Here is a 20,784-nt window from a genome sequence, read left to right as displayed (position 1 = left end):
GTGTCGGTAGCGGTTGTGAGGTGTTCGGTAAATGCGGCGCCACGCATGACGCCTTTGATCTGATGCCGAAGCGGTGTGCACTTTCCGTGAAGTCGCGACAAAAAGTGGGATCAGGTTATACGCTTCAAGAGAATGGCGACTGTTCGTACGGGGGCCGTCAATTTCCAAGAAGTACTACCCGTCAGCTCCATAACACTATGCTCTGCCCGCGCGGCTCGATCATGTGCCTCGTCGAGTGCCGCCTCCATTTCTTCTACACGATTGCGCTCCTGTAATTGCTCATCAAACACTATCTTCAACTTCTCTTCTGCTCCCGACAGCATTCGGGTTATCTCGGCCAACTCGTGTGTCTTCGTTTGCAGTTGTGACTCTAGGTTAGTGACTTTGTCACTAAGCTTTGCAGTTTGCTTCCCGTGAATCTTCTCCTCTGAAACCCTCGCTGCCTCCGCCTTCTCATATGAGTTTTGAGCTTGCTTTAACTCATCTTGCAATGTGGTCATCAAAGACTCGTGAGCAGCCTGATCGGCAGAGCGAGCCTCTCTCAGTTCCTGCAATGCACGGGCGCTTTCTTCTGCCTCATGACGACGCTGCTGTAAGGCGCTATTTATCTCTGCCAGCTTATGCTGAAGGTGCTCAACGCGTGCCTCCGCAGAAGTCAGTTCGGCATTGCGAGTCTGCAGCTCCTTGTCCCGGGCAGCGTGAATGGCAGAGCGAGCTTCTTTCAGCTCCTGCAATGCACGGGCCCTTTCCTCAACCTCAAGACGACTCTGCTGCAAAGCATCGTCACTTTCGGTGAGCTTTTTTTGGAGATCTTTAACAGTTGCTTTTATGGAATTCAGTTCGTCGCTTCGAGATTCCAATTCTTGTTGACGGACAGCCAACTGTTGAGCCATCTCCGATTGCACATCATGCGCTTCTATATATTTGGCTTCTACCTTATCATTCTCATTTTGCGCTTGCTCAAGCTTCTCTGTCAATGCTGCGATACTAGTATTGGCATCAGCTAGTTGAGTTGAAATTTTATTTTTTTCATCAGAAAGCTCTCTTGTTTGTCTGGCGCTCTCAGAACCAGCTTGGACAAGTCGCGCAAAGGCCGGAGCAGTTGACCCCAAAGATTCACGAATGGCATCAAGTGAAGTAAAATCTGCGCTATCTTCGCCTAATTTAACCCAGCGCTCCATTATTTCGTAAGTATCTTTAACCCAGCTAGTTATAAGAGGATTTTGTAAGATTTCATCCGTGCTTTCCTGATGGTGCTGTAGTTTGGCTGATAAAAAATTCTCAACTTCATTGGCCACGCCGAGAGACATACGGGGAAATCGCAAGGAAATATTTGTCTGGATGGTTTCAACAACCTTTGCCCAGTTCCGGATCAGCCCGGTGTAGTTCACGAAAACGCGTTTGCGTCCCCGGCTCATCGCCTCGGAATCGAGGACATGCCGTAACCAAATTAGTAGCCCCAAATTTTGGTCAATCGAGTCGCGCCTCAAAAGCGAAGCCGCAACTTCAAGTGGATTCCGGTTTATCAGAACGTAGTGTGGTTCTATGCCCTCTCCAAGCAGTACATCTTCCCAGAATTGAACGAAACGGCACGATCGGGGATCTTTCAATACAAAAAGAGAAGATTCACCGAATTCTTCTTCGACAAGTCTAGCAGCTCGCTTACGGAATTCGTCGGTTCGCGGACTTTCAAACCATCCTTGAGGCATTTCCAACCAGTCTTGCCAGCATGATGCGGCCGAATGTAAAAGGTCTTCGTGAAAGTCGTTGATTACATGGGACTCGAAATAGCCTTTCTCGTTCGAGCCACTGGCTGGTATTGGGGTTTTGGGAAGGTCAGCGCCCAGTATCCCCAAGGTGCCGGCCAATGCCGAAGTACCAGAACGATGCATCCCTAAAACCACCAAGGCGGTGCGCTTTGTTTGAGGATGTTCTTTTGTTTTGGTACGGGACTTTGTCTTAGCGTTCACGGGGCTATTTTTTTTTGTATTAGGGGTAGCAGTCATAAGCTTATGTCTTGTCGCATTTCTTAGGTTTGTTTGGCACGATGTATTTTCCAAAGCGCTTATGAGTCGGCCAAGGGAGCACTCCAAATCATCCGCGTCTCAATCACTTCGAAAGCGGTACTCCAATTAAGCTCCTTGACGGTTTCGATACCATTTTCGATTAGGCGGCGGCGCTTATCGGGTGATTGCAGTAGTCTAACTATGCAGTCTGCTGCAACACTTGGGATTGGATCTAGCAGTAGCGAATTATTGGCATTTAAGAGCCAGTTGTTAGATTCGTTGCGATTGGTGGCCACGACACAGCCGCAGGCCATATATTCCAATGGTTGGTATGACGGGTGCGGTGTGGCCATAAACACCAGCCCTAGATCTGATTTGCGATAAAGATCGGCTACCTCCTCAATACGCTTGAGCAAGCCTAGATTTTCGACAACCCCCTCAAGCCCGAATTCTGCCGGAGCCCAGTCCGCGCCTACGGAGATGATACGTACTTTGTTACCAAGCCGGTCCTTAACCGACTTAAGGGTTTCTGCTCCAAGAAAAAAACCGTTCCGAGCATTTCCGGGCCGTCCGTAGAACACAATCTGCCACATCCCGTCAGCGTTGATCCGATCACTCTTCTCGGGATCAGCATAAAACACACTGCCGTCGATGCCTGGCAGAAAACTGACTACGTCAGAACTATAGGCGCGATATTTGTTGCCGACACCAGGGGTATTGGCAATGCAGGAATATCCCAGCCGGTAAGTCTGTTCGATCATCATGTACAGATCGCCACCAGCATAGAACATCGGTTCAAAATCCTGCATGAAATAAAATTTCCGAGCGGTTTGATTGTAGCGTAGCATGATATACGCTGTGGTCCACAGCGTACAAACCGAGATATCGGAATGTGGAAGGTCTTCGACACGGTCCTTTCCATGTAGAAACTTGCGTATCACGAATTTGAGATTTGGGAAATGATCGCGCAATGAATTTGAAAGTGACGCAGAATCGAAATCAACTCCGTTATAAGCATAGACCACAAAGACGTTTAACGTGCCATATTTGACTGACATATATTCAGAAAAGGCGAATACGGTTCGAACACCTCCCTTTAGCGCATGGGTTACAATTGGTAGAAACCAAGTGATCACCTGAGGCTGCTTGATCACTCGTTTCCGCCCCTCTTCAATAGCTCGGAAGTTGGCCTCAATATCACCTGTCGTTGTAGTAACGAGGTCCATTAGTCCTTCGCGGTGTGCCATATTTATGCTGCCTTGGTCGGATTACGGGGTTTTACGGTGTGAGGTGGCAGTATCGGAGTTGAATACCCTGCGTTGCGACCATGTCCGATATAGGCGAAATCATTGTTCGTGCGCAGGCAGCGCCCTTCGCCCATCAACGGCATCCACTGCAAACCAAGCTTCCACAAGACATAATTCAGACTCAACTGATCGCGGTGGGTGCGTTCGTTTACCTCGGCGCGCCAAGCTGTTAGAATCTCCGCTATGCGAGGATGCTTTAGATTATAAACTAGGAGATTAGTTTCGATTAGCCCATGCCGCTTGGGATACCCGTCCGCTTGATAGACTGCCATCTGCGCACGAACCTTATCAGAGTCTGCCTTTTTGTGCTCGATCACGGCCTGTGCCTCATCATAGATGCAGTTTCTTTGAGGGTGCGGAATACCAAATATCGGAACGTCGGGATTTGCTTCAACTATCTTGAAATACTGTTCCAATGTGCCACGAATCATAACATTGGCATCAATCCAAACACCAATATCGTAGCTTCCGATATAGGGTAATGGATCAGTCTTTACAGCACGTGCCCGCCCGGTCGGGTTGCCAATTTTGGCCATGTCATGTTGAATCCAAAAACCACAATTGGGAGCTGGAAAATCCGTCACCAAATGATAATCAATCGCCGGGTCTAGATATTCATGCATTACTGTAGCATCATACCCACCAGCATTGGCGCATAGAAGCCCCACCTTTGCCGGGACTTTTTTTCTTTCGGTTCGATAGGTTTCTGCGACTTTACTCAGCTCGTTGGCTGGCTTCGCCGGATAAGGCCAAGCAACCGTGTAATAGCTCTGCAAATCGTATGGTTTTGCGGTGGACAATTGTTGCAGTTTGTAACCGGTCGCTGCAACGATATTACCTAACAATCGTTCAATTGCGTGAGCTAGTGTTCCGTCGACTTGATTGCCTTCACTAGGAAAGTCTTCGAATGACAAACCGAGGTCAAAGAGAGGTGCAAGGGCAGCCCGACGAGCCCAGAACATTGAGCCGGCAGGAAACGGTGCCATCACCACAGGGCTAATTTCGATCTCGAGAAGGTGCGCCAGTTCGGTGCAAATTGCATAGTTGGATCCCCACGATATTTGATTGGCCAGAGACCAATGATATTCCGGGAAAACGATCCCCAAGTCGGGATTCTGGTCAAAAAGCCTCAAGACCTCCCCAACTACGGACGGTGAGCCCATGAGGTTGGTCATTAGTTGTAACCGCCAATCGTTCTTGGCAAAATTGTGTGGGCTTCGCTTGGAATGGATGTGGCAGATATAGTCGTGTTTCGAGATTATCGAGCCGAATCCAGCAAGGAACGGTCCGATATCGCGACCGCGGTTCTCAAACGCTTCAATTCGAATTTTTGCCTTCGGCAGCACTTTGGTAAATAGTTCCTCGATTTCCTTCACGTCGCTGTCAAGGGGTACCGAGACATAGAGGTGAAATGGAACCGGTACGTGGCGCAAATAGTTCGTGAATTCCTCGGCCAGATCAACATAGTGCAGATGCAGGTGGATACCCAAATCAAGCTCTGGCACTCGCCCAGACTCGTTATGGAAGGGCAATTTAAGCATCGGTCCTCCAATACTGGGTGTCACCACGTAGCCTTTAGGTGCATGGATTGCTGGTGGTAGCAGCTGCATTTCCTCAGGTGTGACGATCGCGCCAACGGAGTTAGCGGTGTCTTTCATTGCCGACCGTAATCGATCACGCACTGCGTCCATCTTTTCAGTTTGATTTACCCTGTCGACTAGGTCAGCGATCTTATTCGTGCCATGCTTGCGGCGCAGTGCCTCACCGCCAGCTTTGGAAAGCGCGACGCGTCGTTCTGAGCCGAAACTTTTGGATTTGGCGTGATACACGTAAACATCGTCGGCATAGGCAAGCTCGAATTTCGCATCCATTGCTCGGATGCAGAAATCGTTTTCTTCTCCGTAACCCGTCGGGAAGGCTTCCTCGTCCATGTAGCCCACTGCATCTAACACTGTCCGGGCGATCAAAAAGCAAAAACCGTTGACGAAAGTCGTTCGTGGGTAGCACTTTATACTAACTCTGCGCACCAACTGCGCAATTTGCTCAGGTGTCGTGCCTTTGGGTAGGATATTGATCGCATGCCTACCAGTCTCATCATAAAGCTCTGGCACATTCTGCCAAGTGGCGGCGTTCGATAGTGGTCCGACGATTCCAATATCGGGCGCGCTTTCAAGGCAGCGTACCAATCCGTCAAGCCAACCGGAGGTGACAATGGTATCACTGTTGAGTGTAACAACGTAATCAGCCCTTGATGCGCGTAATCCTGTATTAACCGCCACTGTATAACCACAGTTGCTTTCGTGCTCGTGCAGTTCAAATGATATGTGTGGACCCGCCAGCAGGTTCACCGCACGGCGTAACCAAGCAGTGGTGGTGGCGTCAGAGCCGTCATTGACCACCTGCACCCGCAATTGAAAACGTGTCTCTGCGCAAGTCAGCGAAGCGAGGCAGGACTGTACATCAGAGAGGGCGTTGTAAACAGGGATAACCACATCAACTTCTGGGCGCTTTTTTGTCAGAGGCTTGTCAGATATTACCTCTAAATCTTGAGACGGATGATATCGGCGCCGCTCGAGCCGGCCTGAACGCTCGTAATGCAGTAGTGGATTGACTCCAGCTTGCGCCACGTCGGGGTTCATTTTGAGATAAAATGTAGTGCTGAAATAGGGCCCCGGATCCCGACCTAGTTTCGCACCATAGTGAAGGTAATGGCGTACCGGATCGATCCCTGAAAGCTCCACATCCTGATAGGTTGCTAGATACCAAGTGCGATCAAATAGTGGGCTATTCGATATCTGACGTTCTGGTGACTTGTTGTTCATTTCAAACTCAGGCTTGTATTTGTACTTCAGTTATTGGGAAAGTCGGTTCATTTGATTTTGGCCTTCAATTGTTTAAGGCGATTCTCGAATCCATCTATCCGATGTAAGAGTTGGTCGATGACAAAGGCTGTTGCCGCATCCGTTTGCGGCACTTTATATTTGGGTTGTTCTGCGGCAATGGCGCCGCTTAGCCGTGCATCCAAACCGTCGCGGAATAGTACACCATCGGAGCGCCCCATTAACTCACCTGCAATGCGGGCGTATTTGGAGGCGTTTTCCTGTTCGATCTTCAGTTGAATTGCCGGATCGAAGAGATCATGCGTATGAAAAGCGTCAGCACTTGCTTTACTGTCTTCCCTTTTGGAATAATCCAGAAGTGCATCCAGGATGCATTTCATGTCTTTTGGTGAATCGAAGTAATGGTTTAATTGCCGCTTAAGTTCTAGAGCATCAAGGGTAAGGCGCGGGTTGGCATTTATCTTTGGAATTTTGAATTCATTAGACCACTCAAGATCAATAGCCGTACAGAAGTCTTTGCAAATGTCGCTGCCAACAAATTGAGCACGCTCGAATGGGCGAACTACCATTGCTTTTGGGCCAAAGATTTCGCTAAACTCTATAATCTGGTCCGGTAGATTGCGCTTGTAATGGCCCACAAAGTCGGGATATTTGCGAACCTCCAGTGCGCCCTTGACATGCTGAGCATACGCACTCTGGAGCCATTGGCTTTGCCTACGGATATAGAAAACCACCCGAATATTCCAGTCTGCAAACAACTCACGCAACTGACGGAAAAATGTCGGCCCCTCTCCGGTGCTGATCTTATTGTGCAAAAGTTCCGAACTTATCACTGCCGTTTGCCGAGAACCCACTGCGATCTCTGCCCAAGCGTCAATGGCCGAGGGATTCTTGTAACTCCCGAGATCCGCTAGCAGATGATGCTGAACGCCGTGATTGACGTTGACTTGGCATTGATGCGGGAAAATGTATCCGCGTTCCGCCAGAGCATTCTGGTTTGCAAGAAAGAATTGCTGGAGAACCGAGGTGCCGGTCTTACCAGCTCCTACGTGCATATAGAGTGTTTTTTTCATCACGATCCCCCCGTTGCTGACATGTTTGGCTTGCTTTCGTTGTGCACGGAGCGATCCGGTCTTTGCAGCGCGATGTTTAGTCTGCGCCGTTCACTGACGCGTGTAACTCTGGACTCATTCAATATCCGAATGCCAAGATCAGCTTGGAGTAGAGAACGCTGTAGGCCGGTATTTGATTCATTCGGAAACATCCCTGAACCTGTCACGTTTTTGTGCCGCCCAAGTGCTCGTCTGGGCCACTTTCCTTTTAAAGGCGACCGCAACATCAATCCTTGAGTGTGGATCTGCTTTCCGAACCTGGCAATCACTTTGCCACTTCGTGGCATCAGAAATTCAACAACGGCTGTTGGGGTGGTGATTTTCGCATCCAGCTCGACATGGTAGCCATGCTTTTCATGTTCGGTAAAATGTTGGGCAAGATCTACGCGAAACAGATCGGCGCGCTGTTTTCGAGCGACGATTTCACCATTGACCCTAAGCTCGTAAGCCACGCTTTGCCCTGTGCCACGGCAAACGATCCATCCAGAGACAAACCGATGCATCATATGGTCGATGTTTACATTGAAAGACGCACCAAACCTGCGGTGAATAAAGGAGATACGTTCTGTAAAAACCATATACTACTGTGCTTCTTATTCGAGAAGGGGACGCCGCTTTCTAGACACCACAGCACGTGCATGCAATTGTAGAATTTCCATAATGTAAACTACTTTTAGGTGTAAGAGACTGTTTTAAGTAAATCGTCTGATATTGCTGCTGTGGGTAAGAAGTTGCAGGCATTATCAGAGAGCTCACCTGTGTTTTGCCGGGTAGCACACACAAACTGAATCGGGTTCAGACTATCCACTGATCTCCGCAACTTGATCCGCCGCATATACGTTATGGGGCACCTCGCAGACTGGCGACAAATCCATGAGCCATAGTGCGAACACCTATTAGCGTGAAATTCCCCCAAAAGAGCGCAGCTAAAGTGGCTGCGTACTGATTTAGCCGTATTGGTTGAAGACGTTCAAACTTCTCATTTTAATGATGTGTTAACCATTATAACTCAGTTTTAGGCATATGAATATCTATCTCACAATTGACTTATGAGAGGGTCTAGCGCTAACTCAAAGACTACTCCTTCAGTCGAATTCACCCCATTTGCCCCATCCCCCATCGCCATTGGTGGGCTTGGTGGAAGTGGTACGCGGGTTTTTGCGGCGCTTTTGCGGGCGGCAGGGGTTCATATTGGCGATTGCCTCAATGCTGCGCTCGACAATCTTTGGTTCACGGTGCTTTTCAAGCGTGCCGCTTGGGGCCGTCCCGATGTCGCGCAAGCGCCTGATCCGGCTGACATTGCCAGATCGATCGACCTTTTTCATCGTGCGATGACCGTTGGTCTTGCTGACAGCTTGACGCAAGCCGAGCAGGATCTGTTGGAGGGATTGCGACGTGATTTGATTCCGATCGGGGATTGGCAGTGCGGCGCAAGGTCGGTTCATGCCGATAATCTTGTTGCCAGTTCTGTGCCTGAAAATGGTGATACCCTCCTTTGGGGTTGGAAGGAACCGAACACACATGTGTTCTTGCCGCATCTCGATCAGCAGATCCCGGGGCTTCGCTATATCCATATTGTCCGCAACGGGCTTGATATGGCGTTCAGCAAGAACACCTGGCAAGTGCGCCATTGGGCCCATTTGTACCAAGTCCCTGAAGATCCGGACGTACCACTACCTGTGAGGCAGTTACGCTATTGGATCGCTGCCAACACGGCGGCCATTTCCTATGGCATGAGCCATATGGCAGGGCGCTTTATGGTCGTGGAGTATGAGGATTTCTGCGCTCGCCCTGCGCAACACTGGATTCGTATACAGAAGTTTCTGGGTTTGCCTGCGGATCGCCCCTTGCCCGAGGGATTGGTCGAGCCGTCAACCATCGGGCGCAGCGCCGATCATGATTTGTCGGATTTTACACAAGACACCCTTACCCGCGCGCATGCCTTGCAGTCAGAAGTTGGAAAACTCGGCCGGCCGCTTTGTGATCAAACGTGATAACCGGTACCTTTGCATGAAAATCTGCGCATCCGTCCGCGCCACTCGATATGGCTATCCGAGTTATCAAAGGCCTTTGTTCAAGGCATCGAACGCGCGCAATCTGGCAATCAAGTTCCCCATTTGATTGACCGGAATCATGTTTGGTCCATCAGATGGTGCATTGTCCGGGTCTTCGTGTGTTTCGATAAACAGCGCGGATACACCGACCGCACAGGCCGCGCGCGCCAGGATCGGCGCGAATTCGCGTTGTCCGCCGGATGTGACCCCCTGGCCACCCGGCTGCTGTACGGAGTGTGTCGCGTCAAACACGACCGGGTATCCCGTCGCCGCCATCGTTGGCAGACCGCGGAAATCAGTGACCAGAGTGTTGTACCCAAAGGACGTTCCGCGATCACACAACATGATCCGCTCGTTTCCCGTGCTCGCGACCTTTTCGGCGACATTGCCCATATCCCAAGGCGCCAGGAACTGGCCCTTCTTGATGTTGATGGCACAGCCAGTCTTGCCAGCCGCCAGCAACAGATCGGTTTGGCGGCACAGAAACGCCGGGATCTGGATCACGTCCACAACCTCGCCTGCGGGCGCGCACTGTCCGGCATCGTGAACATCGGTCAGAATGGGACAGCCGAATTCGTCCCGAATCTTGCTCAGGATCGTCAGGCCCTCGTCCATGCCCAATCCGCGTTGCGTCGTGATCGAAGACCGGTTGGCCTTGTCGTAGCTGGCCTTGAAGATGAACCGGGTTCCGGTTGGGGCACAGGCCTCGGAAATCTTCTCGGCCATCATCCGGGCATGGTCCAGCCCCTCAAGTTGGCAAGGACCGGTGATAAAGGAAATCGGTTCTTGGCCACCGATAGCGATGTCGCCCACGTGAATGACTTTTTGGTCGGTCATGATCGTTCTTTCAATACGGATTCAATTCGTTTCACATCTTCTGGATTGTTCAGCTCCCAAAAGACACGGCCACGGCCATCGACAATGACACAGCGAACTGTCGTTGCATTCTCCAGAAACCGTAGTTGCTCCAGTCCCTCGCGGGTTTCCAATGACCCTTCCGGCCATGATGTATATGCAGCCAATGCCGCAGGTCGATAGGCGTAGACGCCCACGTGGTGATATACAGGAATATCCTTCTCGGGGACCTTTCTAGGGTCGATATAGGGTAACACTTCCTTGGAAAAATACAGGGCGTGCTGGTTGCGGTCGAAAACAGCGGTGGTGCCGCCAACGCGCCCGGCTTTGCGGTCTTCCACGAACATCCCATAGGTCTGGGGATCGCACTGCAAGACCGGCGTCGCCACTTGCGCGTCCGGGTCACGGGCCATCGCCGCGATCAAATCCTCGATGAACCATTCCGGCGTAAGTGGCGCGTCCCCTTGTAAATTCACGATCAGATCGGCCTTGATGCCCGCTTTATCCAAGGCATCGGCACAGCGAGCGGTCCCGTTTTCACAGGCTTCACTCGTCATGATAACATCTGCCCCAAACGCCTTTGCGGCCTCTGCAATGCGTGTGTCATCTGTGGCGACGTAGATCGCGTCAACGCCGCTAACTTGTGTTGCGGCCTCCCAGCTCATTTGGATCAGGCTTTTGCGCGTGCCATCGGGTAACGTCAGTTCAGCCAACGGTTTGCCGGGGTATCGGGTTGAGGCATAACGGGCCGGAATGATGATAATTGTCTTCATGGACATCTCCCTATGGCACGTCTGCGGCAGCAGATCGTTGAAATGTAATACGTCCTGTGGTCGACGGATACCATCAACCATATTCGACACATTGATTTTTCGGTCTTTGTGAACAGCAATCCAATGCGCCGCAAGCGTTTCATTTGTCTCTGGGCAGGACACCTTGTTGCGACAGTCCTGCCCTATCCAACCGACATTGCCACCGTCAGCAGGGCTTCATTCGTGTTCATCCGGGGGCGTTGAAAACTTGGTCAGAAGAATTTCTGCTCCATCCCGCCAGTGGGCCTTGGAAAAGGCTTTTTCCCATGCGGCATGAATGTCCCGGCGAATATTGGGGTTGGCGCGGAAGTGGTCCACCAGTTGAGCGACGGCCCCGGCTGACCCGGCGGGGTTTCGAATATCCATCGGATGGGCCAACGGGTGCGTGGCCAGTATCTCGGACATGCCGGGTGTATCGCTCAGAACGACCGGTAACCCGGCTTCGAAGGCCTCCAATGCCGCAAGTGGCATACCTTCGTAACGCGATGGCAGCAGGAACAGATCCGCCTCGGCAAGAAGTGGGCGAACATCCGCAACGGGCCCGACGAATTGTACCCTTTTCGACAAACCCTGCTGGTGCTGTTCGAACAGTGGCGCCAGCGTCTCGGTGCCTTCACCGCAAAGAATGAGCCGATAGTTCGATGGCAAAGCGGCCAAAAGCTCGACTGCCGCCATATGGTTTTTCTGATAGCTACTGCGTCCTGACATGAGCAGGGTCGGATGCGCTGGGCGGGCCGCTGGTTTGATTGGGCCAAGATCAGAGCAATTGGTGAGTACGTGACATGCGTGGCGGCCAAGACTCTGCCTTGGAACGCGAGAGGCAAACTCAGCCTTGGCGGCGTCCGATAGGAAGTGGAGGTGATGCGGCGGTGCCATGCGTAGCCAAAAACGCTCGAGTATGAGCGACACGACAGACGCTGTCAGCCGGTGCCCGGGACCAAAAGGCAATCCATGATACGTGACTGCGAAAGATGGCATTGGCCGCCCGGACACCCGCCGAAGAACCGCCAGACACCGCAAGAGGATCAGGCTCATGCGGGCATGTGCCCAGATCAGATCGGGGGCCGTATCGTCGATCACTCTGTTAAGTTTTCGCAGTGCCCTTCTCATACGTAGAGGCGATAGCCCGGTTTTCATTCCCGGGACTTCGTGCAGGTTTATGCCGGTATCGGCACAAAAATCATACCCGCCGCGATTTAAGTCTGCGACTACGCTCAGGTCAGCCTGTTCGCCCAGCGCCTTACTGAGTTGTGCAAGATAAGTCGGAACGCCAGAGTAGCCACCATCGCCGCCCAATAACAGGATGTGAAGCCGATCAGATTTTGCCAAGACAGGCCGCCCCCCAGAATGACAGCATCGACGCACGACCCTGACGGTACACTCCCGCTTGGCGCAACAGCGTCAACCTGCGCATAAGTGGTGCCTTTCGCGCCTCGGAAAGCAGAGCCAGACACTGTCTGTTTTCTGGCGTCAAATGGTCAGCAATGTCTTCGAGTGCAGCAATGTTGCGGTTCATCCGCTCGGCATAGCTTCCGCGTAAGACCGCCAATTTGTTTTTCAGGCGGCGACCGATCTGTTCTCCGGCCCCGATCTGGTTGCCTGTGTGTTGACGATAAAGCACATGGGGTTCGGGATCATATACGACTTTCCCGCCGACCCCTGTAATCAAAAGATATAGCCACCAGTCGTGGGCAAAAACCTTTTCCCCACTTTCAGCGGTTTCGCGTGCCAATTGTGCTGCGGTCCTATTGAGAAGGATTGTATTGGCCGGTGCGATGTTTTCAATGCAGGCATTGGCAAAGGATGGCGGCCGATCATAGGCCAGTGACAATCGGCGACTATCGATTTTCGGATTCCAGACTATGCGCCGGCTACAGTATAGCGCTGGTACACCAGAAGGAATTTGCCGCAGCGCATCCATCCCCGATGCCAACTTATCTGGCAACCAAACATCATCCTGATCGCAGAACGCCACATAGGAAGGATCACCCGGCAGTGCTTTGATCAAGTGCATGAAGTTCCGAACAAAACCTTCACCCGGCCCATTCAGGACGGTGACAGGGTGATCCGTAGCAAACCGTTGCAGAATGTTCTGGCTGCCATCCGAAGATTGATCGTCACTTACGATCAACGTCCAATCGGCGTTGGTTTGGCGGGCGATGCTGTTCAATTGTTCGGTCAGGTGGGTTTCACCATTACGGACGCCAAGCAAGATGGTCACATCTTTTTCTTGCCTTGTCATGACATCGTCCATTTTACCGTACCTGTCAGTGGGAATCGGTCCCGACGCTTCTACAAACTCTCTGCATAGATGATTCCCGGGCACGGGGCTAGCAACCTTAGCGAGTGTAACCGGGGTTGTCTTATGGCGGTTCGCGGGTCATTGATAACTCCGTTGAAACCAATTATCAGACGATCAAGCAGATAAAACCCATGTTTTCAGGGTAGGTAAGTTAATTTGTTTGCAAAGGTGCATCTCGTATGAAAATCGCAATGATTGGAACCGGTTATGTGGGTCTTGTATCCGGGGTGTGCTTCTCGGATTTCGGTCATGATGTGACTTGCGTCGACAAAGACCTGGACAAGATCGCGATGCTTGAACGCGGTGAGGTTCCGATATTCGAGCCGGGTCTGGATCGGCTCATGGCCAAGAACGTCGACATCGGGCACCTGAGCTTTACCAATGATCTGGCACAGGCCATCGATGGCGTCGATGCGGTGTTCATTGCCGTGGGTACACCGACGCGGCGCGGTGACGGTCATGCTGATCTGAGTTACGTCATGGCGGCCGCCGAGGAAATCGCCCGTGCGGCAAAGGATTATATGGTGATTGTCACCAAATCCACCGTGCCCGTCGGGACCAACCGTCAGGTCAAGGAGGTCGTGCAAAATGCCAATCCTGATTTGGATTTCGACGTAGCCTCGAACCCCGAGTTCTTGCGCGAAGGTGCCGCGATCGACGATTTCATGAAGCCCGATCGCGTCGTTGTGGGGGTCGAGACCGATCGTGCTGCCGATGTCATGGCCGAGATCTATCGCCCGCTCTACCTGCGCGACTTTCCCATCATCTCGACCGATCTGGAAAGCGCCGAGATGATCAAGTATGCTGCCAACGCGTTTCTGGCGACCAAGATCACCTTTATCAACGAGATTGCGGCACTTTGTGAGCGCACCGGCGCCGATGTCAAAAAAGTGGCACAAGGCATGGGTCTTGATGGGCGTATTGGCAACAAGTTCCTGCACGCTGGCCCCGGTTATGGCGGCTCGTGCTTTCCAAAGGACACGAATGCACTTGCTCGCATTGGTCAGGATCACAGTGTTCCGATGCTCATTACCGAGACCGTGATCGAGGTGAACGACAAGGTCAAACGTCGAATGATCGATAAACTTCTCGATCTTTGCGACGGAAGCTTCAATGGCAAAACCGTGGCCGTGCTGGGTGTGACCTTCAAACCGAATACCGACGACATGCGCGATGCGCCGTCGCTTACCATTGTACCTGCCCTCGTGGGTGGCGGTGCGCGGGTTCAGGTTGCGGACCCGCAAGGCCGTCATGAAGGTGAGAAGCTTTTGCCCGGGGTCACATGGTGTGACGATGCCTATGATGCAGCAGGCGGTGCCGATCTTCTGGTCATCCTGACCGAGTGGAATGAATTCCGTGCGTTGGATCTGGGCCGTATCGCCGAAATCATGAGTGTTCCGCGGATGGCGGATCTTCGTAATGTCTACACAGTCGCCGATGCCAAGCAGGCTGGATTCGCTGCCTATGAAAGTATCGGACGTTCCGGATATTCCGCAAAAGATGACCTCTGAGTCACATTCGCCGGACCGGCCCATCGTGACACGGGATGCACAGCCAATCCTGGTGGTGATGGCGGTTTTCCGGCCTGACCCTGCGCACCTGGCGACACAGATCAAATCCATAGCCGAGCAAACCGACATCGGTCCGCTTACGCTGATTGCCGTGATCGCAGACGGGACCTCTGAAACCCTGTTGCGCGATACTGCCGCCGGTGCCGGTGTTGATGTGCATGTCCTGAACCCGGGCGGTCAGCTTGACGCGGTACGAGCCTTTGAGGCCGGGCTGACAGAGGCTCTCACAATAAGTGAGAAACAGGCAGCGGACGGCCCAGAACCGTTGATCGCCATGAGTGATCAAGACGATCTGTGGCATCCACAGCGCCTTTCGCGTGGATGTGCCGAAATTCGGCGAACCGGTGCGTTGCTGGTGCATTCCGATGCCCGACTCATAGATGACTCCGGCACCGAGCTTCATCCTTCGATGTTCAGATACGAGCGAAGACACCGCGCGCCGGGGCTGCGTGGGCTGCTCTATCGGAACAACATCACCGGGATGACGACACTGATGCAGGTGGGGTTATTGCGAACGGCATTGCCCTTCCCGCAGCAAAACGGTGTCCACTTCTACCATGATCTTTGGTTGGGCCTGATTGCCGAAGCGCTTCCCGGACCGGGTGTGCATCTGATACAGGAAGCCTTGGTCGATTACCGTCAACACGAAAAGAATGCCATCGGTGCCGTCGACCGCTCCGCGCGTCGGTGGTTGCGTCGGCGTAGTCGTGAAGAACGCCTGTCATGGATGCGCCGCGAGGCAGGGCCTTATGCGCTGGCGCGCTATCTGGGAATATCTGTCCACAACCGTATGGCAGAGACCATGGCGAATGGCGGGATACCTGTCGATAGCGCCCGAACAGGATCATTGCGCCCCTACCTGCGACACCGTCTTGGGGCGGGGCCCCATCTACTGGACGCGGCGCGGCTGCTGTTTACAGGTCATGCCCGGCTTTCCCGGATCGCTGCTGGCTTTGCCTTGGTCAATGCCGGACGTCTGGTCTGGACCCTGCGCGATACCTTTTATTCGCGGCTGCCCAAAGCCCTCGATGACTTCGATAACCGGCTTTACGGCTTGTCTCCGGGGGTGCCGCCGAAAAAATCCGATATCACGGGTGCGATTGGCGGCGGAACGAAGCAACCGCAAGATTACAAAAGCCTGATCGACACGCGGAAAATGCCCTCTTGGGAACCGGTCGTGACGCCTGAAACCGATGCCGCGATCATCATCCTTGTGCCGACCCTGAACCCGACGGAAATCTTCGCTGGTATTGCGACGGCACTGGATATTGGTCTGGGCCTTGCCGCACGGGGCCGCCGGGTACGCTTCATTGCCACGGATATGCCATTGGTGAACCCCGCCGCATCACGGCTGTTCGTGACTCGGCGATTGGCACCCGAGGCCATCGAAAGCGGTGCCGCCAACCGCATCGAATTGCAATGCGGTGTGCTGGGTCGTGGCCTTACCCTCAATCCCGATGACCGCATTCTGGCAACCGCGTGGTGGAGTGCCCACATCGCCCGCCATTTGATTGATGAGTACGACCTGAACGAGACACGGTTTTGGTATCTGATACAGGATTTCGAACCCAATTTTTACCCTTGGGGGCCAGAGTTTGCCGATGCCATGGCCTCGTATGAATTGGGATTCGAACCGATTTTCAATACAACGCTTCTGCGCGATCATTTCGCGACGCAGGGGTTCGGGTTTGCCACGGCGGGTGCGCTGGCATTCCACCCCTCGATCGACATTGCCCGATATGCGGATGCGCCACGCAATCCCGTACCTTCTGAAAGTGGGGCGCGTCGGCTGGCATTGTATGGTCGGCCCGAAGTGCCGCGGAATATGTTTGCCACCGCCATCGAAGCACTGGGCCTGTTTATCCAAGACTGCGGCTTGGGGCCGGATGACATTGCCCCGGTCTCTATCGGCCTGCGGCATGATCCGGTGAAGCTACCCGGTGGTGTCGTTCTGGAAAGCATGGGCAAACTGGCGTGGGATGATTATCCGCCTTACCTCCTTGGGACCGACTTGGGATTGACCTTGATGTATTCTCCACACCCCAGCCATCCGCCTATTGAAATGGCGGCTTCGGGGGTGCGCGTTGTTACCAACCGTTTTGGTGGCAAGGATCTGGCCACACTCAGCCCCGCCATCTTGTCAAGCGCCCCCACTGGCCCGGCCTTGGCCGAGGCATTGTTGCGGGCTTGGAATATGCCGCCCGTATGCGATGCCGACCGCCGGATCGACCTGACCCTGTTAGGTGACCCGTTGGACAAGATGCTTGACCGTCTTCATGAGCAACTTGGTGCAACACCCGGTGTCGCGTCCTATGGAAAGAAAATGTCATGACACGACAAATCCTTCTTCATATCGGTTCCCCCAAGTGTGGCTCCACCTATTTGCAGCGCGTTATGCTGAACAACCGAGATAAACTCAGGGTCCAAGGTATCGAGTATCCCCATAATGAGGGCGGGCACCCCGGAAACGCCGCCGAAATTGCCAAGCTGAACGAAGCAGGGCTCAATGCCATGTTTGCCAATGATGCGTACACGGTCGTCCTGAGCCATGAAGACCTTTTTTCGCAACCGCCCCGCGGGAAGTCACTGGCGCAACTGTCACGCTCACAGGGTATCAAGTTGAAGGCCGTGGTTTTCCTGCGCCCGTTCAGCCAGTTCATCTATGGCGATTATTCCCAGTTCATGAAGCAGCGGTTCCACCAATTCAGCGCTGCCCGCCGTGCCTATGACGGACGCAATTTCGAAGAATTTGCCGTCAAGCGATCACAGGATATGCCGGTTGCCGGTTGGCTCAAGGCTTGGAGTGATTTGACTGAAAACTCCTTGGTTTTGGCCAGTCATCGCGACATTCGTCCGGTGATCGAGTCGCAGCTTGACCTGCCCTCTGACATGAACTGGACAGTCCCGGCGACCCAAACGAACCGATCACTGAGAGTGAGTGATTGCGAAGCTCTTGCAGCAGCCTTGGCCAATCATGAAATCCCGGCTCCGGAATTAAAAGAGATGTTCCGGTCGGCGTTTCACAAGGTTGATGAGCCTGATGCGGGACGCACCCAGGAACGAGACCGCTGGATCGAGGCTTTGTTCCTTGATCGAAACAAGAAGCTTCATGAATTATTCGGCTTCGATAACCGGCTGGATGTATCCCGGCCATTATAACCTTATCGAACAGGACTATCGAACCCCGGTTTCCGGAGGGGCGCGGTGCATGTTTTCTTGATGAAAAGCGATGCCTTCCATGACATCTGTGAAGTAATGCAACTGCCCGCCCTCCAGCACCGCGACATGATCACAAAGCCGCTCTACCTGGCCCAAGGCATGTGTCACCATCACCGCGGAGCTTTCGTTCATCCGTGCCCGAAATAACGCTTCGCTTTTTTGTTTGAACGAGGCGTCACCGACCGCTGTCACTTCATCCACAAGGTAGGTATCAAACTTGATTCCCATGGAGACGCCGAAAGCCAAACGCGATTTCATGCCAGAAGAATAGCTTCGAACCGGCAAATAGAAATGTTCCCTGAGCTCCGAGAAATCAGCAACAAAATCGGCAAGTTCATCCGTATCCACCCCGTAAACACGGGCGATGAACCGGGTATTTTGCAACCCGGTCAGATCCGGGTGAAACGAGCCGGCAAATCCCACCGGCCAAGAGATGGATCCATGCACCTTCACCTCACCTGAGTCCGGTTCCATTGAACCGGCCAGCATCTTGAGCATGGTCGTCTTTCCGGCGCCGTTCCGGCCGAGCACGCCAACGGCTGTATGATGCGGGAAGGTTACGCTGATCCGGTCGGCAACAGTCTTGGAGCGCCCGTTCAACACAAATGTCTTGCAGACATTACGCAGCTCGATCATCGCCGGTCCCGCAGTGAGTAATAGATCATCACCAAGATCGACCAAGACAGAACCAACGCCCCCAAGGTCAACAGCACGAACTCGAGACGGCGCGGATACTCCGCCGTTTCGGCCAGCGTCGGCTTTATATAGGTTGCCAGATACCGGGACTTGCGTACCGCTTCGGCCTGAGCCACGTCATAAGCGGCTTGCGCGGAGAGATAGCTTTTCTCGGCGAACTCAAGGTTGACCTGCAATTCCTGAAACTGGGCAAAAAGCTGTGAAAATGCATCCGATCCGGTCTCGGAGCTACTGAACGAGGATCGTTCCTGATCAATCAGCTTTTCGATCGCGGCGATCTTCTTGCGCAGGGCCTTGACCCGCGGGTCGGTCACCGTCGTGCTGCCCAAGAGCTGTTCAAGCTCGATTTTCCCGGTGGCCAGTTGTTGCTGCAATGAATTCAGCAGGCCCATCTGACCCTGGAGGTCCGCCGTAGGATCAACAATGCGCGTCCGGTTCTGGAACTTGGTCAGTTTGCTACGGGTTGTCTTCAGCCGGTCAATGGCCTGATCAAGTTCCTTGCGGGCATATCGCGTGGTATCTTCCCTCGCGATGGCCGACAATTCATTGATCATGCGGCTGCTTTCGTCGAAAACGACCTGTGTGATCGCGTGGGCATCCTTTGGATCGAAGGCTAGGGCACGAACTTCGATCAGCCCGCTGGAATTGTCATAATAGACGCTGACCACCCGTTGCCAGTATTCGACAAGGGCCTCGATCCTGGCATCCGTGCCAAGGCTGAAATAGGGATCGCCATTCACGGTGTAGATGCTTTGAAGATCCAAACGATCATCCACCAGACGCACCATTTGCCGACTACGGATAAATTCATACAGAATGTCCGTATCCGTCGAAGACGACCCCGATAGCGCCGAGATCCCCCCCAATAGCTCCATTGCCGATCCGACTTCTTCCCGACGGACGGAAAACCCGACATGGCTGGCATATTGATCCTTGGCGACAGTATAAAGATATACCGCAACCCCGCTGGTGGGTACCAGCACCCAGAGTATGAAGCTGAGTAGCAGAATGACATGGCGTGTCTTGGTCCGTGCAAGTCTGGCTGGTGGCGCGAAGGCGGGCCCGTCCGACCCCTTGGGTTCAGGGTCTGACGATTTCGGCTGTTGCTTTTCCAAAAGGGAACTCGTTGTTTAATACGTGGAAATCGGCTACTCAGCGCCAATATTAGTCAAACTTTCGGCCAGACACCAGACATGCCATCGGATATCAGTGCTCCATTGCCGCCAGCACAACCCCCTAGGCGTCAGGCGACCCTAAGGACGATTTCGGCGTTGATGTTGCGCGAGATGTCAACGACCTATGGCCGCTCGGCATTGGGCTATGTCTGGGCCATTCTAGAGCCAGCGGCAGGTATTCTTTTGTTAACGATGATCTTTTCGTTGATGTTGCGCAGCCCGCCGCTTGGTACCAACTTTCCACTTTTCTATGCCAGCGGCTTTCTTCCGTTCATGGCCTATAATGATATCAGTCAGAAAGTCTCGGTATCGCTCCGGTTCTCCAAAGCACTGATGTTCTATCCCGGTGTCACCTTTCTGGATGCGTTGACCGCACGTTTGTTGATCAACAGCATCACACAAATCATGGTGGCCGGCATCGTATTCGGGGCGATCATCTGGTTCTCGGGTGTTGATATTCTGTTTGATCCGGTGGCCTTGGCGCATGGGTTCTTCATGGCCTTTGTTCTGGCTTTGGGGATTGGAACCCTGAACTGCTATTTGCTGTCGCTTTTCCCGGTGTGGGAAAGGACTTGGGCCGTGGTAACCCGGCCGCTCTTCATTATTTCCGGGGTACTGTTCCTGGTCGATTCCGTGCCCGAACCTTACCAAGGTTGGCTGATGTGGAACCCGCTGGTTCATGTTGTAGGCGAAGTACGCCGCGGAATCTTCAACACCTATGTCGGCGACTATATTTCGCCCCTTTACGTTTATGCTGTTGCCCTTGTCACCTTTGCCGCCGGCCTCCTGCTGTTGCGCCGTTACAATCGCGAGATCGCCAACCTATAAGGATTGG

Annotated in this window: 16 protein-coding genes; 5 read left to right on the top strand and 11 right to left on the bottom strand. The window is 53.1% G+C overall.

Annotated elements, in window-relative coordinates; genetic code table 11:
• Positions 1–110 precede the first annotated feature (110 nt).
• The 5 genes from FDP25_RS08820 to FDP25_RS08800 are packed head-to-tail and all read right to left on the bottom strand — an operon-like array spanning position 111 to position 7,843.
• A complete protein-coding gene (locus FDP25_RS08820) occupies positions 111–2,006 on the bottom strand; it encodes a hypothetical protein (RefSeq protein WP_154150893.1) in 1,896 nt (631 codons plus the stop codon).
• Between the two features lie 59 nt (positions 2,007–2,065).
• Positions 2,066–3,253 (bottom strand): rhamnosyltransferase WsaF family glycosyltransferase, encoded by a 1,188-nt coding sequence (locus FDP25_RS08815; RefSeq protein ID WP_154150891.1) that lies wholly within the window; start codon positions 3,251–3,253, stop codon positions 2,066–2,068.
• A 2-nt stretch (positions 3,254–3,255) separates the two neighbouring features.
• Positions 3,256–6,135 (bottom strand): rhamnan synthesis F family protein, encoded by a 2,880-nt coding sequence (locus FDP25_RS08810; RefSeq protein ID WP_154150889.1) that lies wholly within the window; start codon positions 6,133–6,135, stop codon positions 3,256–3,258.
• A 47-nt stretch (positions 6,136–6,182) separates the two neighbouring features.
• Complete coding sequence (locus FDP25_RS08805) at positions 6,183–7,226, bottom strand: hypothetical protein (RefSeq protein ID WP_154150887.1); 1,044 nt, start codon at positions 7,224–7,226, stop codon at positions 6,183–6,185.
• Complete coding sequence (locus tag FDP25_RS08800) at positions 7,226–7,843, bottom strand: hypothetical protein (protein ID WP_154150885.1); 618 nt, start codon at positions 7,841–7,843, stop codon at positions 7,226–7,228. The genes FDP25_RS08805 and FDP25_RS08800 overlap by 1 nt, the downstream gene beginning before the upstream one ends.
• Before the next feature lie 471 nt (positions 7,844–8,314).
• On the opposite strand from FDP25_RS08800, the gene FDP25_RS08795 reads away from it, so the two are divergent.
• Entirely contained in the window at positions 8,315–9,259 is a 945-nt protein-coding gene (locus tag FDP25_RS08795) for a sulfotransferase (protein WP_154150883.1), read from the top strand.
• Positions 9,260–9,325: 66 nt separating this feature from the next.
• Here FDP25_RS08795 and kdsA read toward each other — a convergent pair whose 3' ends face one another.
• The 4 genes from kdsA to FDP25_RS08775 all read right to left on the bottom strand — a co-directional run bounded on the left by kdsA (position 9,326) and on the right by FDP25_RS08775 (position 13,240).
• Positions 9,326–10,156, bottom strand: a complete 831-nt coding sequence (gene kdsA / locus FDP25_RS08790) for a 3-deoxy-8-phosphooctulonate synthase (RefSeq protein WP_154150881.1) — start codon at positions 10,154–10,156, stop codon at positions 9,326–9,328.
• Positions 10,153–10,947, bottom strand: coding sequence for a 3-deoxy-manno-octulosonate cytidylyltransferase (locus FDP25_RS08785; RefSeq protein WP_154150879.1), 795 nt, complete (start codon positions 10,945–10,947; stop codon positions 10,153–10,155). Before FDP25_RS08785 ends, kdsA begins: the two co-directional genes overlap by 4 nt.
• 216 nt (positions 10,948–11,163) lie before the next feature.
• A complete protein-coding gene (locus FDP25_RS17450) occupies positions 11,164–12,351 on the bottom strand; it encodes a glycosyltransferase family 4 protein (RefSeq protein WP_425500508.1) in 1,188 nt (395 codons plus the stop codon).
• A complete protein-coding gene (locus FDP25_RS08775; protein ID WP_246175796.1) occupies positions 12,302–13,240 on the bottom strand; it encodes a glycosyltransferase family 2 protein in 939 nt (312 codons plus the stop codon). Before FDP25_RS08775 ends, FDP25_RS17450 begins: the two co-directional genes overlap by 50 nt.
• Before the next feature lie 227 nt (positions 13,241–13,467).
• Between FDP25_RS08775 and FDP25_RS08770 the strand changes: the two genes are divergently transcribed.
• From FDP25_RS08770 to FDP25_RS08760, 3 genes are read left to right on the top strand one after another with little or no spacing between them, the layout of a single operon-like run.
• The gene (locus FDP25_RS08770) at positions 13,468–14,799 is read left to right on the top strand and encodes a UDP-glucose dehydrogenase family protein (protein WP_154150875.1); all 1,332 of its coding nucleotides are present in this window, start codon (positions 13,468–13,470) and stop codon (positions 14,797–14,799) included.
• The gene (locus tag FDP25_RS08765) at positions 14,789–17,191 is read left to right on the top strand and encodes a rhamnosyltransferase WsaF family glycosyltransferase (RefSeq protein ID WP_246175795.1); all 2,403 of its coding nucleotides are present in this window, start codon (positions 14,789–14,791) and stop codon (positions 17,189–17,191) included. The genes FDP25_RS08770 and FDP25_RS08765 overlap by 11 nt, the downstream gene beginning before the upstream one ends.
• Positions 17,188–18,018 carry a hypothetical protein gene (locus tag FDP25_RS08760; RefSeq protein WP_154150873.1) on the top strand — a complete coding sequence of 277 codons (831 nt, stop codon included), beginning with the start codon at positions 17,188–17,190 and terminating at the stop codon, positions 18,016–18,018. Before FDP25_RS08765 ends, FDP25_RS08760 begins: the two co-directional genes overlap by 4 nt.
• A gap of 15 nt (positions 18,019–18,033) precedes the next feature.
• On the opposite strand, the gene FDP25_RS08755 is transcribed toward FDP25_RS08760, so the two are convergent.
• On the bottom strand, positions 18,034–18,714 hold the full coding sequence (locus FDP25_RS08755; RefSeq protein WP_154150871.1) for an ABC transporter ATP-binding protein: 681 nt from the start codon (positions 18,712–18,714) through the stop codon (positions 18,034–18,036).
• Positions 18,711–19,757 carry a KpsE/RkpR family capsule polysaccharide export protein gene (locus FDP25_RS08750; protein WP_343032000.1) on the bottom strand — a complete coding sequence of 349 codons (1,047 nt, stop codon included), beginning with the start codon at positions 19,755–19,757 and terminating at the stop codon, positions 18,711–18,713. Before FDP25_RS08750 ends, FDP25_RS08755 begins: the two co-directional genes overlap by 4 nt.
• Before the next feature lie 291 nt (positions 19,758–20,048).
• Between FDP25_RS08750 and FDP25_RS08745 the strand changes: the two genes are divergently transcribed.
• The gene (locus FDP25_RS08745; protein WP_246175794.1) at positions 20,049–20,777 is read left to right on the top strand and encodes an ABC transporter permease; all 729 of its coding nucleotides are present in this window, start codon (positions 20,049–20,051) and stop codon (positions 20,775–20,777) included.
• Positions 20,778–20,784: the final 7 nt, after the last annotated feature.

Source organism: Roseovarius bejariae (assembly GCF_009669325.1).
Classification (GTDB): Bacteria; Pseudomonadota; Alphaproteobacteria; order Rhodobacterales; family Rhodobacteraceae; genus Roseovarius; species Roseovarius bejariae.
Note: the sequence above shows the minus strand (reverse complement) of the source record. Positions and strands in the feature narration are given on the sequence as shown.

Coding starts and splice junctions, on each gene's coding strand:
- FDP25_RS08760 (WP_154150873.1), top strand. CDS start 17,188: ATGACACGACAAATCCTTCTTCATATCGGTTCCCCCAAGTGTGGCTCC.
- FDP25_RS08745 (WP_246175794.1), top strand. CDS start 20,049: ATGTTGCGCGAGATGTCAACGACCTATGGCCGCTCGGCATTGGGCTAT.
- FDP25_RS08770 (WP_154150875.1), top strand. CDS start 13,468: ATGAAAATCGCAATGATTGGAACCGGTTATGTGGGTCTTGTATCCGGG.
- FDP25_RS08765 (WP_246175795.1), top strand. CDS start 14,789: ATGACCTCTGAGTCACATTCGCCGGACCGGCCCATCGTGACACGGGAT.
- FDP25_RS08820 (WP_154150893.1), bottom strand. CDS start 2,006: ATGACTGCTACCCCTAATACAAAAAAAAATAGCCCCGTGAACGCTAAG.
- FDP25_RS08810 (WP_154150889.1), bottom strand. CDS start 6,135: ATGAACAACAAGTCACCAGAACGTCAGATATCGAATAGCCCACTATTT.
- kdsA (WP_154150881.1), bottom strand. CDS start 10,156: ATGACCGACCAAAAAGTCATTCACGTGGGCGACATCGCTATCGGTGGC.
- FDP25_RS08795 (WP_154150883.1), top strand. CDS start 8,315: ATGAGAGGGTCTAGCGCTAACTCAAAGACTACTCCTTCAGTCGAATTC.
- FDP25_RS08785 (WP_154150879.1), bottom strand. CDS start 10,947: ATGAAGACAATTATCATCATTCCGGCCCGTTATGCCTCAACCCGATAC.
- FDP25_RS08805 (WP_154150887.1), bottom strand. CDS start 7,226: ATGAAAAAAACACTCTATATGCACGTAGGAGCTGGTAAGACCGGCACC.
- FDP25_RS08775 (WP_246175796.1), bottom strand. CDS start 13,240: ATGGACGATGTCATGACAAGGCAAGAAAAAGATGTGACCATCTTGCTT.
- FDP25_RS08755 (WP_154150871.1), bottom strand. CDS start 18,714: ATGATCGAGCTGCGTAATGTCTGCAAGACATTTGTGTTGAACGGGCGC.
- FDP25_RS08815 (WP_154150891.1), bottom strand. CDS start 3,253: ATGGCACACCGCGAAGGACTAATGGACCTCGTTACTACAACGACAGGT.
- FDP25_RS08800 (WP_154150885.1), bottom strand. CDS start 7,843: ATGGTTTTTACAGAACGTATCTCCTTTATTCACCGCAGGTTTGGTGCG.